We start from the raw sequence: 12,562 nt of genomic DNA on the forward strand, positions 1-12,562 counted from the left end.
ACCATGTCCCACAACCATCCCCTCGACGAGAGACCGGCCGAGGCGGTCCGCTTCGACGCGCACGGCGTCGCCCCCATCCCCGCCGCGTCCCGCGACTCGACGCCCTGGCAGCAGTTCTGGATCTGGTCCGGCGCCAACATCGCGCCGATCAACTGGGTGCTGGGGGCGCTCGGCGTCACGCTCGGCCTGAGCCTGGTGGAGACGCTGGTGGTGGTCGCCCTCGGCAACGCGGTGGGCTGCGCCGTCTTCGGTCTGTGCAACGTGATGGGCCACCGCACCGGCGTCAACCAGATGGTCCTCGCCCGCGCGGCGTTCGGCCGCCGCGGCGCCGTCGTCCCCGGGCTGGTCCAGGGACTGCTGGCCATGGGCTGGGTCGGCGTCAACACCTGGGTGGTGCTCGACCTGGTGATCGAGATCCTGGCGCAGCTCGGGGTGCACGGCGGCGTCGGGCTGAAGTATCTGGTGGCGGGGCTCATCATGGCGGTCCAGCTGGCGCTGGCGCTGTACGGCTTCTACGCCATCCGCACGTTCGAGAAGTACACCGTGCCGGCCACCGTGCTGATCATGGCGGTGATGACGGTGCTGGCGCTGACGCGCGCCGAGCCGCAGTGGACGGCCGCCACCGCCGCCACGCCCGCCGAGAAGGTCACCGCCGTCACCCAGCTGCTCACCGCCATCGGGGTCGGCTGGGGCATCAGCTGGCTGCCGTACTCGGCCGACTACAGCCGCTTCGTCCGCGTCGGAGTGTCCGACCGGTCGGTGTTCTGGTCGACCGCGCTCGGCATGTACGTCCCGACCGTGTGGCTGGCGGCGCTGGGCGCCTGCCTGGCCGGCGCGAGCGGCGATGGCGACCCGTCCACCCTGGTGACCGAGGCGTTCGGGGTGATGGCGGTGCCGGTGCTGCTGCTGATCCTGCACGGGCCGGTGGCGACGAACATCCTGAACCTGTACTCGTGCTCGCTGGCCGCGCTGTCGATCGGCCTGCGGATCGCCCGCTGGAAGCTGACCCTCGTCGCCGGGACGGTGGCCTCCGCGGTCCTGGCGGTGTTCGTCCAGGCCGACAGCTTCGCCCGCGCGTTCGACCACTGGATGGTCTCGATCCTGGTGTGGATCAGCCCGTGGGCGGCCATCGTGCTGGTGGACTTCTTCGTGCTCCGCCGGGGCCGACTGGACACGGCGGTCCTCTACCAGGACACGGGGCTGAACGCCCGTGCTCTGGTCAGCCTCGCGCTGGGACTGCTGGCGGCGTGGTCCTGGCAGTTCGGCATGGTGCCCGCGTTGCAGGGACCGATCGCCCGGGCGCTGGCTGGCACCGACTTCTCCTGGCTGTCGGGCGGCCTGGTCGCGGGAGGGCTGTACTGCGCGCTGACCGTACGCGCGCGGCGGCGGCCCGCTTCCGGCCGCGTGTCGGCCGCGGCGGCGCCTCGACCGACCCGCATGGACGGCGCGGCAGGCGGCGCATCGTCGTCGTGACCCGCCCCTGACGGGCGGAGCCGGATCGCTCGGCCCACCGCCGGACCGGTGGGCCGACCGGCATGCGACGCGTCAGGCGGCGGGCCGCTGCAGCGCGCCGCGACGCGCGCGAAGCTCGTCGAGCCGTTGGGCGGTCAGGTCGTAGCGCAGGGTCACGGCGATCGACACGGCCGTGAGCAGCGCGGGCCCCACGGTGCCGCCGAGCAGAATGGCGTCGACGGCGCCGTCCGGCTGGCGCACCGGTTCGTCGGGTTCGGAGGAGACGAATCCGGCGGCGGCCAGCAGCCATCCGAACAGGAGGGCTCCGAACGCCATCGTGACGGTTTCGAGGGCGGTCCACAGCCCGGTGAACACTCCGGCGCGGCGCATGCCCGACCGCAGTTCGTCGTAGACGAGCGTGTCGGCCAGCATGGAGAACTGCAGCAGTTGCAGGCCCGCGTATCCGGTGCCGATCACCGTCGCGCAGGCGTGCGCGTACACCGTGCCGAACGCGGGGGTCAGTATCAGCGACGCGGCGCCCAGCAGGTACAGGCCGGAGGCGATGACCATCGCGGCGCGCTTGTCGTACCGGCGCGCCACCGCCACCCACGCGGGCATGGTCAGCACCATCGGTCCGATGATCGCCAGGAACAGGGTGGTGATCGCGCCGGTGTCCTCCAGGACGTAGGAGGCGAAGTACGGCGCGCCCGCCAGCATGATCGCCGCCGCCAGAATCTGGGTGCAGCTGAGCGCGGTGAGCAGGAGGAACGGCCGGTTGCCGCGCACGGCGGCCAGCTGCCGCCACACGGACGTGTGCTCGGCGGGACGGCCCGGGGCGGTCCGTACGATGCGGGGCGCGCGGGCCGTGCCGAAGAACGCGCCGACCATGGCGGCGAACAGGATCGCGGCGATGACCAGGCCCATCAGCCGGTAGCCCGCGATGGTGGGGGCGCCGCCCCGCGCGTTGACCAGGGCCGGCGCGAGGCCGCCCGACAGCAGGATCGCCACGCCCACGAAGGCCATCCGCCAGGTGAGCAGTTCGGACTGCTCGTGGTAGGAGTCGGTCATCTCCGCGGGCATGGCCTTGTACGGAACTTCGAACAGCGCGTACGCGGTGGCGGCGAGCAGGAAGCACGCGCCGACGTAGAAGGCGGCGGGCATGCCGCGCAGGGGCGTGCCCGCGAACATCAGCGCGAACAGCGGGGGCAGCGTGACGGCGCCCGCCAGCAGCCAGGGCCGCCGCGGGCCGTGCCGCGACACCGTGCGGTCCGAAAGACGTCCGACCAGCGGATTGACCAGCAGGTCCCAGGCTTTGGGCAGGAAGACCGCGACCCCGGCGGCTCCGGCCGGCACGTCCAGGACATTGGTGAGGTAGTAGAGCAGGAGCAGTCCGGGAATGGTGCTGAACATTCCCGTGCCGAACGAACCGATCCCATAGCCGATGCGCAGCGAACGGGGCAGCGGAGCCGGACGCACCACGCCATTAGAACCCGCTTCACCTCGCCGGTAAAGACGATCAGGCGGGAGCGCTGAAAACCGTCGGGTTTCTACTGAATGCCATGTCGGGTTTCGGTGAGCATTCATGACGCTCGCGGGCGTGCGGCATCGGGCGCGGTCGTGCGTCCGGCTCGCGGTGACGGCTACTGTCGTCTGCCATGGGGACCGAGGAAACGACGGGGTCGCTGGACCGGGTGCTGGCCGACATCGCCGACGAACGCGCGGCCCAGGACCGCCGTTGGGGTCCGCAGGAGTTTCCCGACGGCACGGGGCCGGAGCACGCCGCGGCTGCGGAGCGGGCCAAGCGCGCCTGCGCCGAGGCGTCGCGGCGCGGCGAACTGACCTGGCGGCATGTGCTGACGGAGGAGTTCTGCGAGGCGCTGGCCGAGTCGGATCCCGCCAGGCTCCGCGCGGAGCTGGTCCAGACGGCGGCCGTGGCGGTGAAGTGGATCCAGTCGTTGGACAGCCGTCACGGCGTCCCCTCCCCCGAAGGCGACCGTGGCGGCGCCCCCGCCGAGAAGCTGGTGCGCGACCGCATCCCCGACATCATCCGGGCTTCCGGGCGGGAACCGTCCGTGCGCGTGGTCGGGGACGGCGAGTACGCGTCACTGCTGCGGGCCAAGCTGTATGAGGAGGTCGCGGAATACGTGGCGTGCGGCGATGCGGAGGAGCTCGCCGATGTCTTGGAGGTCGTCCACGCCTTGGCCGCCCTGCACGGCGTCGCCCCGGAGGAACTCGAACGACGACGTGCCGCCAAGGCAGCCGAACGCGGCGGGTTCGCCGACCGCCTCGTGCTGCGCCTCGACGCCGACCGGACATGACCCGCCGATCGACGTCGGCCGTGACACGTTCCGGAGCTGACGGGTGGCCGACCGCTGATCCGGCCACGAAGATGACGCGCTGCCGTCCAAGGAGGCGCACACCTCATCTCCGCTGACTCGGTCGGCGCTGCCCAGGACGACCGGTAGCCGACCCCGCTGAATGCGTCAGCGGAGGCGAAGGGGACGCGCTGCGATACGAGGAGGCGGACACCCTCTCAGGCGGAGTCCGGCCTTGTTGGAGACCAGCTGCCAAGGGCAGAACTGACAAGTTGCGGTACGAGAATGCGAACAACCCGCCTCGCGGTAGGGGCTGGGCAGGCTCGGCCCACGTTGCAAGAAGTGGCAGGGAGCCGACTGCCTGGTCCGGCTCTGAAGAAGACGCTAGCGAGGACGGAGAGGACGCGCTGCGGCACGAGGAGGCGGGCCACCGGCGTCGGCAACGGCTCCACCTACCGGATGATCCCGGCGATCTTCCAGGTGCGGGAGCTGGCCGAGGCGGACCGCGGCGACTCCGCGGCCGCCGAGCGGGCGCCGGCCCGCGCGCGGCTCGCCGCGGCGGCCGCGATCGGCCTCATCTCGGCGGTGGGCGCCGACGGCGGCGTGCTGATCCAGCAGACCTTCCGAATCGCTCAGGCGATGGAGTCTGTGCCCCGCTCAGCGCGTTGCCAGAGGTTGCGGGTAGCCGGCCGACTGGCCTGGCCTTCTCGAACACCGGCTAGCGGGGGCGGACGACGCCGGTTTCGTACGCGACGATGACGAGCTGGGCCCGGTCGCGCGCGTGCAGCTTGGCCAGCAGGTGCCCGATATGGGTCTTGACGGTGGCCAGGCTGAGCCGCAGGTGTTCGGCGATCTCGGCGTTGGACAGGCCGCGGGCGACCAGTTCCAGCACCTCCAGCTCGCGCGCGGTCACCCCGTCCAGTTCTCGGGCCGGCGGCCGGGACGGCTCGGGGCGGCGGACGAACTCCGCGATCAGCCGGCGGGTGACGGTCGGGGCGAGCAGCGCCTCCCCGGCCGCGACGACGCGGACGGCCGACAGCAGGTCGGCGGGCGGGGTGTCCTTGAGCAGGAAGCCGCTGGCGCCCGCGCGCAGCGCCGCGTAGACGTAGGCGTCCAGGTCGAACGTGGTGAGGATGAGCACCCGCACGTCTGTCGAGGCGCAGATGCGGCGGGTGGCCTCGATGCCGTCCATCTCGGGCATCCGCACGTCCATCAGCACCACGTCGGGCCGTTCGCGCGACGCCAGCTCGACCGCTTCGGCGCCCGTCCCGGCCTCACCCACGGCGACCAGGCCGGGGGCGGTGTCGATGAGCAGGCGGAAGCTCCCTCGCACCAGCGCCTGGTCGTCGGCGACCAGCACCCGGATGTCGCTCATCCGCCCCTCACGGTGTCGTACGGCAGGCGGGCCCGCACCGCGAAGCCGCCCTCCGGCCGGGGACCTGCGGTGAAATCCCCGCCGTACATCATGGCGCGTTCCCGCATGCCGATCAGTCCGTGGCCGGCGCCCGGAGCGGCGGGCGGCACGCGCGTGCCGGGCCCGTCGTCGACGACCTCGATGCGCACCTCGCCCCCGTCGGCCTCGACGGTGACGCGGCAGCGGGCCGGGGCGGCGTGCTTGACGACGTTCGTCACCGCCTCCTGGACGATGCGGTACGCCGACAGCGCGACGCCTTCGGGCAGCCGTCCCGCCTTCAGCTCCAGGTCGACGCGGACGCCCGCCATCGCCGCGCGTTCGACGAGGTGAGGCAGCCCCGACAGGCCGGGCGCGGGCGCCGTCTCGGTCTCCGCCCGGCCGCCCGCGCGCAGCACCCCGAGCAGGCGGCGCATCTCGGTGAGGGCGCCGCGGCTGGTGGACTCGATGACGCGCAGCGCCTCGCGCGCCTCCTCGGGCCGTTCTTCGGCGACGTGGTTGGCGACCCCGGCCTTGACGGCGATCAGGCTCATGCTGTGCGCGACGACGTCGTGCAGCTCGCGCGCGATGCGCAGCCGTTCCTCGGCCACCGCCTGATCGGCCAGCCGCGCCGCCGCCTGCCCGGTCTGCGCGCGCCGTTCGCGCACCGCGCGCCCGAGCGTCCACGCCGCGCCGAGCACGGCCAAGGAGAGCACGACCTCGAACACGCGCTGCGCGCGCCAGTCCCGCGGCCCGGCCAACGCGCTGACAAGAAGGGCAAGACCGCTGACCGCGCCGACGGCGGGGGTGGGGATCCACCGCCGCCGCGGCTGGGTGAGCGCGACCGCGTACAGCGCGTACGCGGCGGCGGCGAAGAACATCGTCGGCAGGTCGGCGGGCACGGCGACGACGGAGAGCGCGAGGACGAGCACGAACACCGGAACGGGCCACAGCCGCCGCACGGCGAGCGGCGCCCCGGTGCCGATGACGACGAGCCATTCGAGGAAGGACGGCGCCGCGGCGGGGCCGCGGGCGGCGGTCGCCGCCGCGAGCACGAGCGTGCAGAGGACGGCGACCGCGGCGTCGACCGCGATGAGCTGACGCCTGCTCAGCCGACTCGCCAGGAGAGATCGCAACTCCGATTCCGCCACGCTGCGACCGTATCGGGGCGGACGGCCGGCCGCCTCCGGCCAGGGGATGACATCCTCAGGTCGGACGGGCGCGCGGCGGCGGTCGCACCCTCCGTCCCTGGTCGCAGGCACGGTTTCGGATCGTGCTCCGATGCCTGACGGGGCGGAGGCGCGCCACCGTTGGCGGCATGATCGAAGTGCGCGAACTGACCAAGCGCTACGGCTCGACCACCGCTGTGGACGGGCTGTCGTTCCAGGTGTCGCCGGGCTCGGTGACGGGATTCCTGGGGCCGAACGGTGCGGGGAAGTCCACCACGATGCGCGTCCTCCTCGGCCTGGCGGCGCCCACGTCCGGCGCCGCGCTGGTCAATGGCAGGCGCTACGCCGAACTGCGACGCCCCCTGTGCGAGGTGGGGGCGCTGCTGGACGCGACTGCCGTCCACGGTGGTCGCCGCGCCTGCGACCATCTGCGATGGCTGGCGCGCACCAACGGCATACCGACGCGTCGCGTCGCGGAGGTGCTCGAGCAGGTGGGACTCGCAGGGGTGGCCCGTAAGCGGGTCGGTGGCTTCTCCCTGGGGATGAAGCAGCGGCTCGGCATCGCGGCGGCGCTGCTCGGCGATCCCGGTGTGCTGCTGCTCGACGAACCCGTCAACGGGCTCGACCCCGACGGCGTCCGCTGGATCCGCGGGTTGCTGCGCGCGCTGGCCACCGAGGGACGGACCGTGCTGGTGTCCAGCCATCTCATCGGTGAGATGGAGCTGACCGCCGACCGCCTCGTCATCATCGGCCGGGGACGTCTCATCGCCGACACCTCCGTCGCGGAACTGGCCGAACGGTTCCGGCGCGGAGTTCTCGTCCGGTCGCCCCGGCAGGCCGAGCTGACCGCGGTGCTGGCGGGGGCGGGCGCGTCCGTGGAGACGCTCTCCGACGGTGGACTGTCGGTGAACGGCATGGACGTCGCGCGAATCGGCGAACTGGCCGCCGCGCGCGGCATCCCGCTGCACGAGGTGACGCCGCGCAGCGCCTCCTTGGAAGAGGCGTACGTGCAGCTCACGAGCGCCGACGTCGACTACCGGGCGGCGGAGGGGGCACGGCGGTGACCGGGGCGCTCGCGGCGGAATGGATCAAATTGCGGTCGGTCCGCTCCACGTGCCACGTGCTCGCCGTCGTCGCGGCGGTCCTGCCGCTGGTCGCGCTGATGGCGTGGAACGGCGCGACCGGCTGGGACTCGGGGACGCCCGAGGAGCGCGCGGCCTGGGAACGTGCGCAGCCCTTGGAGGAGGCGGTCCTGCCGTTCGTCCAGCTGTGCGCGGCGGTGCTCGGCATCATGGCGATCACCTCCGAGTACGCGACGGGGACGATCCGTGCGAGCCTGACCGCCGTGCCGTCCCGTCGCACCGCGCTGGCGGCCAAGGCCGGTGCCGTGGCCGCGGTGTCGCTCGCCATGGGGCTGGTGGCGGTGTTCGCGATGCACGGGATCGCGCGTCTGGTCATCGGGGGCCGGCCGTTGGCCGACTACGACGAGCCGTTCTCGGACGCGGTGCCGTTGCTGCTGTCTTCGGGTGTGTCGGTGGCGGTTGTCGCGCTGGTGGGGCTCGGTGTGGGCACCGCGTTGCGTTCCACGGCCGGCGCCCTGGTCGTGGTGTGCGGCCTGCTGTTCGTGCTGCCCGTCGTACCGGCGTTCCTTCCGTCCCCCTGGGGCGAGCGGCTGGCCGGTGTGACGGTGTCCGACCTCGCCGTCCAGTCAGCGGGCGGAGCGGACGATCCGCTGCTGCCGCCCCTGGCCGCCTGCGCCGTCATGGCCGCGTACGTGGGCATCGCCCTGGGGAGCGGCGCGGCACTGCTGCTGAGGAGGGATCAATGACGACGGCTCCCGGGATCACGGCGGGGCGTGTCCTCGCCGCCGAATGGCTGAAGCTTCGCACGCTCCGCTCCGCCTTCTGGACGTCGGCCGCGGCGGCCGTGCTCATCGGGCTGGCCGCCCTGCTCGCCTGGTACGCGGTCGGCGTCTGGGACGGTCTCACGCCGGAGCAGCGGAAGTCGTTCGCGCTGTCGCCTTTGGCGGACGTGACCGCGTGGGCGGTGTCGCTGTGCATGGCCGTCCTGGGCGTGACGGCGGCGACGTCCGAATACCGCTCCGGCACGATCCGGGCGACCTGCGTCGCGGTGCCGCGCCGCGGACTGGTGCTCGCGGCCAAGGCGGGCGTGGTCGGCGCGGTGGGGCTGGCCGTCGGGCAGGTCGCCGCGTTCGGCGCGTTCCTGGCGTCTTCGGCCATCATCGGCGACCGCCCGATCGACGGCCAGGACCTCGTCCTCGCCGACCAGGCGCCGCACCTGCTGGCCACCGGGCTGTCGGTCGCGGTGTTCGCGGTGCTGGGGATGGCGCTGGGCGTGCTGCTGCGCTCGACGGCCGGGGCCGTGGTGGTCGTCGTGCTCCTGTGGCACGTCCTGCCGATGCTGGCGGCCAACCTGCCCGCGCCGTGGGACGCGCGGGTCGGCTCGGTGATGCTCAGCGGCCTGGCCGACCAGATCGCCGACGGGTCGGACACGCCCTCCATCTACGGCGAGCTGCTGGCGCCCCCGGCGGCGCTTGCCCTGCTGCTGGCCTACGCGGTGGTGCCGTTGGCCGCCGCCGCGGTCGCGGCCGGCCGCCGCGACGTCTAACCGGCGCGCAGACAGGCCGTCCGGACGGACAGGCGCCTGCGCAGCAGATCGATCGCCTCGGTCAGGTCGCGGGCGGCGGCCTGGGCGCGCAGGCGGCCGCCGCCGACTTCCACGACGGCCTGGGCCAGCGCGGGCCGGGGCAGGGACGGGTCGTCGATCACGCTCAGCGTGACCCGCACGGACCGGACCGTCTCTCGGGTCCCCTCCAGCGCCGCGCGGACCGCCTCCCGGGCCGCCGCACGCTCGTCCTCGGTCACCGGTCCGGACGTCAGAAAGGCGGGTTCGGACCAATCACGATGTGTTTCGTGCATGTTCTCCCCATTTATGGCGCTTCATACTGAATGCCGGAACGCCTCCACCAACCAAGACCGCGCGGCGCTTTCCGAAGTTCACCGTGGGCGGCGAGAGGTTCGTCACGAGACCTCCGTCACGCCGCTTCCCCCGACCGGCCGCCGGGCGCGGGATTCGGTCGTCCCCGATCGGCTGGAGACGGACGCATGGAATTGCGGTTTTCCGGCTGCTAGCGGGGAAAGAGAGTACAGTGGGACTAACGGCTCTCACGGTACGTAAGTGACGGCGCGTGACGGCCCCGGCCGCACGCTCGCTTCCCTGCCGTCACGGCGGCGCGGCGATGCCGCGCCAATCGTGCGTTTCCCACAAAACCCATCCGATCCTCTAGCATGGGGCGCGAATCTTCCCGCCTGAGAGCGGACCCGTCGACTGGCTGGTGAAACCCTTGCCCCAGGAAGCAGCTGTCCCCACTCCTCCGGCCGAGGGTGACTCACCCGCCGGCCGGCTGATCGACTACCCGCGCCGCGGCGGCCCGACCGTGCTGCGCATCCTCCTCGGCGCCCAACTGCGGAGGCTGCGCGAGGCCCGCGGCATCTCCACCGAGGAGGCCGGGTACGAGATCCGCGGCTCGCACTCCAAGATCAGCCGCATGGAGCTGGGCCGGGTCGGCTTCAAGGAGCGCGACGTCGCCGACCTGCTCACCCTCTACGGCGTCACCGACCCCGAGGAGCGCGCCCCGCTGCTGGAGCTGGCGCGCGAGTCCAACACGCCGGGCTGGTGGCACCGCTACGGCGACGTGCTGCCCAGCTGGTTCGAGCCCTACCTGGGGCTGGAGGAGGCGGCCTCGCTGATCCGCTCCTACGAGGTGCAGTTCGTCCCGGGGCTGCTGCAGTCGGAGGACTACGCCCGGGAGGTGGTGCTGCTCGGCCACGCCGACGCCTCCGACGAGGACGTGCAGCGCCGCGTCCAGGTGCGCCTCACCCGCCAGCAGCGGTTCACCGAGCCGGGCGCGCCGACGCTGTGGGCGGTGCTGGACGAGTCGGTGCTGCGGCGCCGCATCGGCAGCCGCGAGGTGATGCGCGGGCAGCTCCGGCACCTCCTCGAGATGTGCGAGCTGCCGAACGTCACGCTGCAGATCATCCCGTTCGACGCGGGCGGGCACACCGCGGTGGGCGGCCCGTTCACGATCCTGCGGTTCGCCGAGCCCGGCCTGTCCGACGTCGTGTTCATCGAGCAGCTCACCAGCGCCCTCTACCTGGACAAGCCGACCGACGTCGACACCTACATGCGCACGATGAACAACCTGTGCGTGACGGCCCGCCGCCCCGACGAGACGGCGTCGTTCCTCACGAAGGTTCTCCGCGAGATGTGACGGGCCCGGGGCCCGCGACCGTCGCGGACCCCGGAGAACGGCCGCGCGGCCGCACGCCGTGCGCGGCGGTCAGGAGTCGCCGTTCAGGACGGCCAGCTCCCGCCACTCGCGCATCGTCAGCTCCTGGCGCCCCGCGGTGACGACCTGGATGGCCACGTGGTCGGCGCCCGCCTCGTGGTGTTCGGCGACCCGCCGCGCCGCGGCCTCCACGCCTCCCAGCGCGAACACCGCGTCCACGAGCCGGTCGCTGCCGCCGTCGGCGAAGTCCTCCTCGGAGAAGCCGAGCCGCAGCAGGTTGCCGGTGTAGTTGGGCAGCTGCAGGTACATCTCCAGATGGTCGCGGGCGGTGGCGCGGGCGCGCTCCTGGTCGTCGTCCAGCACGACCTTGACCTCGGGCGCCAGCACCGGACCGCCGCCGAGGATCTCGCGCGCCTCGCGCGTGTGCTCCGGCGTGATCAGGTACGGGTGGGCGCCCGCGGCCCGGTCCCGGGAGGCGGCCAGCATCCGCGGCCCGAGCGCCGCGAGCACCCGCTGCGACGCGGGCGATCCCGCCGCGTCCAAGCGGTCCAGGTACTCCATCATCTTCGAGTACGGCCGCCGGTAGTCGTCGCCGACCAGCACCCCGTGGCTGACGCCCAGCCCCAGCACGAACCGGCCGGGGAAATCCTTGGCGAGCCGGGCCTGCTCCTCCGCCACCCGCTCCGGCTCGTAGTCCCAGATGCTGAGGATGCCGGTGGCCACCACGAGGCGGGACGTGGCCTCCAGCAGCGGCCTGGCGTGGTGGACGCCCGGGCTGCCGCCCAGCCAGACCGTGCCGTACCCGAGCTCCTCCAGCTCTGCCGCGGCCTCCGCGATCCTCGGACGGTGCGCGGGGTCGTCCGACCGCAGTCCGATGCTCCAGATGCCCACACGGCCGAGTTCCATGGCCACCTCCCTGCCGTCGATCTTGGCCTGCACCGTCGACACAACCGCGGCGGGGCCGGTTCCATTTCCCGCCGGCGTTTCGCGTCTCGTCCCCGGCGGTCGGTCCGTCGCCGTTCAGTCCCGCGGCGCGTCGGACCCCGCGGCCATCACGCTTTCGTTCCCGCTGCGGCTCCTACCCCGGAACTCGGCGATGACGACGCCGTCGTCCGCCCGGCGCACCGTGGCGTCGTCGTCCGCCCGGCGCACCGTGACGTCGTCGACGCCGTCGCGGCCGCACCGGACGCGCTCGGTCGCCTCCGCCTCCGGCACGTCGCCGCCGCGCGCGGGCGTCACGAAGATCACATCGGCGGACGCCGCGTCCGCCTCGTCACCCGCCCGGCGTATTGTTCCCGCCGGGCCGGGTAAGGATCTTCGGCGATCCACGCGAGACACCCGGCGGCCGCCGCCGCGTCCGGTCTGCTCCGCCGTGCCCGGACCGGCACGCACGCGCCCGGCGGGGGGACCACCCGCACGCCATCGAAGGGAGAGCCATGCTGTTCGGTAAGGAGCACGTCAAGCGGTATCAGGAGACCGACGGCGCCGAGGGGCACGACTGGCAGGGCACCACGGTCCTGCTGCTCACCACCAAGGGGCGCCGCACGGGCCGCGAGCACATCACGCCGCTCATCTACCAGATGAACGGAGACGACTACGTCGTCGTCGCGTCCAAGGGCGGCGCGCCGGACCACCCGCACTGGTACCTGAACCTGCAGGCGAACCCCGAGGTGCAGGTTCAGGTCAAGGGCGACAAGTTCGCCGCGCGGGCGCGGACCGCCACCGCCGAGGAGAAGCCCGCGCTGTGGCAGAAGATGGTCGCGACCTGGCCCGATTACGACGAGTACCAGCGCAAGACCGACCGCGAGATCCCCGTGGTCGTCCTCGAGCGCGTCTGAGCCGCGGGTCGACGCGCGACCGGCCCTGCCGGCGGGCCGTGCCGGCGGGCCCTGCCGGCGGGCGCTGCCGGCGGGCCGGTCGCGCGAGG

13 protein-coding genes are annotated in these 12,562 nt (G+C 72.9%); 7 read left to right on the top strand and 6 right to left on the bottom strand.

Annotation, left to right across the window (positions count from 1 at the left end):
- The first annotated feature begins 3 nt into the window (after positions 1–3).
- On the top strand, positions 4–1,473 hold the full coding sequence (locus AR3_RS05385) for a cytosine permease (protein WP_083950974.1): 1,470 nt from the start codon (positions 4–6) through the stop codon (positions 1,471–1,473).
- A 72-nt stretch (positions 1,474–1,545) separates the two neighbouring features.
- Here the strand turns inward: AR3_RS05385 and AR3_RS05390 are convergent, their stop codons facing one another.
- The gene (locus AR3_RS05390) at positions 1,546–2,928 is read right to left on the bottom strand and encodes an MFS transporter (RefSeq protein ID WP_067909364.1); all 1,383 of its coding nucleotides are present in this window, start codon (positions 2,926–2,928) and stop codon (positions 1,546–1,548) included.
- Between the two features lie 179 nt (positions 2,929–3,107).
- On the opposite strand from AR3_RS05390, the gene AR3_RS32035 reads away from it, so the two are divergent.
- Entirely contained in the window at positions 3,108–3,770 is a 663-nt protein-coding gene (locus AR3_RS32035) for a nucleoside triphosphate pyrophosphohydrolase (RefSeq protein WP_227023322.1), read from the top strand.
- A 715-nt stretch (positions 3,771–4,485) separates the two neighbouring features.
- Here the strand turns inward: AR3_RS32035 and AR3_RS05400 are convergent.
- Both AR3_RS05400 and AR3_RS05405 read right to left on the bottom strand, forming a co-directional pair.
- Positions 4,486–5,142 carry a response regulator gene (locus AR3_RS05400; RefSeq protein ID WP_067909314.1) on the bottom strand — a complete coding sequence of 219 codons (657 nt, stop codon included), beginning with the start codon at positions 5,140–5,142 and terminating at the stop codon, positions 4,486–4,488.
- Positions 5,139–6,308 (bottom strand): sensor histidine kinase, encoded by a 1,170-nt coding sequence (locus tag AR3_RS05405; protein ID WP_227023321.1) that lies wholly within the window; start codon positions 6,306–6,308, stop codon positions 5,139–5,141. Before AR3_RS05405 ends, AR3_RS05400 begins: the two co-directional genes overlap by 4 nt.
- A 167-nt stretch (positions 6,309–6,475) precedes the next feature.
- Between AR3_RS05405 and AR3_RS05410 the strand changes: the two genes are divergently transcribed.
- Genes AR3_RS05410 through AR3_RS05420 form a run of 3 tightly spaced genes read left to right on the top strand, consistent with a single transcriptional unit; the run spans position 6,476 to position 8,954 of the window.
- Complete coding sequence (locus AR3_RS05410) at positions 6,476–7,390, top strand: ABC transporter ATP-binding protein (protein ID WP_067909317.1); 915 nt, start codon at positions 6,476–6,478, stop codon at positions 7,388–7,390.
- Positions 7,387–8,154, top strand: coding sequence for an ABC transporter permease subunit (locus AR3_RS05415; RefSeq protein ID WP_067909320.1), 768 nt, complete (start codon positions 7,387–7,389; stop codon positions 8,152–8,154). Before AR3_RS05410 ends, AR3_RS05415 begins: the two co-directional genes overlap by 4 nt.
- Positions 8,151–8,954: an ABC transporter permease gene (locus AR3_RS05420; RefSeq protein ID WP_067909322.1), complete on the top strand. Its 804-nt coding sequence runs from the start codon at positions 8,151–8,153 to the stop codon at positions 8,952–8,954. The genes AR3_RS05415 and AR3_RS05420 overlap by 4 nt, the downstream gene beginning before the upstream one ends.
- Here AR3_RS05420 and AR3_RS05425 read toward each other — a convergent pair.
- Positions 8,951–9,211 carry a hypothetical protein gene (locus tag AR3_RS05425; RefSeq protein ID WP_227023320.1) on the bottom strand — a complete coding sequence of 87 codons (261 nt, stop codon included), beginning with the start codon at positions 9,209–9,211 and terminating at the stop codon, positions 8,951–8,953. The two genes, AR3_RS05420 and AR3_RS05425, sit on opposite strands and share 4 nt — an antisense overlap.
- 539 nt (positions 9,212–9,750) lie before the next feature.
- Between AR3_RS05425 and AR3_RS05430 the strand changes: the two genes are divergently transcribed.
- Positions 9,751–10,617 carry a Sco1979 family transcriptional regulator gene (locus AR3_RS05430; protein WP_067909372.1) on the top strand — a complete coding sequence of 289 codons (867 nt, stop codon included), beginning with the start codon at positions 9,751–9,753 and terminating at the stop codon, positions 10,615–10,617.
- A 69-nt stretch (positions 10,618–10,686) separates the two neighbouring features.
- Here the strand turns inward: AR3_RS05430 and AR3_RS05435 are convergent, their stop codons facing one another.
- A complete protein-coding gene (locus AR3_RS05435) occupies positions 10,687–11,541 on the bottom strand; it encodes an LLM class F420-dependent oxidoreductase (protein ID WP_067909375.1) in 855 nt (284 codons plus the stop codon).
- Positions 11,542–11,655: 114 nt separating this feature from the next.
- Positions 11,656–11,874, bottom strand: coding sequence for a hypothetical protein (locus tag AR3_RS05440; RefSeq protein ID WP_146150354.1), 219 nt, complete (start codon positions 11,872–11,874; stop codon positions 11,656–11,658).
- Positions 11,875–12,071: 197 nt separating this feature from the next.
- On the opposite strand from AR3_RS05440, the gene AR3_RS05445 reads away from it, so the two are divergent.
- The gene (locus AR3_RS05445) at positions 12,072–12,473 is read left to right on the top strand and encodes a nitroreductase family deazaflavin-dependent oxidoreductase (protein WP_067909331.1); all 402 of its coding nucleotides are present in this window, start codon (positions 12,072–12,074) and stop codon (positions 12,471–12,473) included.
- Positions 12,474–12,562: the final 89 nt, after the last annotated feature.

This window comes from Actinomadura rubrobrunea NBRC 15275, assembly GCF_001552235.1.
GTDB lineage: Bacteria > Actinomycetota > Actinomycetes > Streptosporangiales > Streptosporangiaceae > Spirillospora > Spirillospora viridilutea.

Bases quoted from the DNA above. Each gene is read 5' to 3' on its own strand.
- AR3_RS32035 (WP_227023322.1), top strand. From the start codon at position 3,108: ATGGGGACCGAGGAAACGACGGGGTCGCTGGACCGGGTGCTGGCCGAC.
- AR3_RS05435 (WP_067909375.1), bottom strand. From the start codon at position 11,541: ATGGAACTCGGCCGTGTGGGCATCTGGAGCATCGGACTGCGGTCGGAC.
- AR3_RS05445 (WP_067909331.1), top strand. From the start codon at position 12,072: ATGCTGTTCGGTAAGGAGCACGTCAAGCGGTATCAGGAGACCGACGGC.
- AR3_RS05420 (WP_067909322.1), top strand. From the start codon at position 8,151: ATGACGACGGCTCCCGGGATCACGGCGGGGCGTGTCCTCGCCGCCGAA.
- AR3_RS05385 (WP_083950974.1), top strand. From the start codon at position 4: ATGTCCCACAACCATCCCCTCGACGAGAGACCGGCCGAGGCGGTCCGC.
- AR3_RS05400 (WP_067909314.1), bottom strand. From the start codon at position 5,142: ATGAGCGACATCCGGGTGCTGGTCGCCGACGACCAGGCGCTGGTGCGA.
- AR3_RS05410 (WP_067909317.1), top strand. From the start codon at position 6,476: ATGATCGAAGTGCGCGAACTGACCAAGCGCTACGGCTCGACCACCGCT.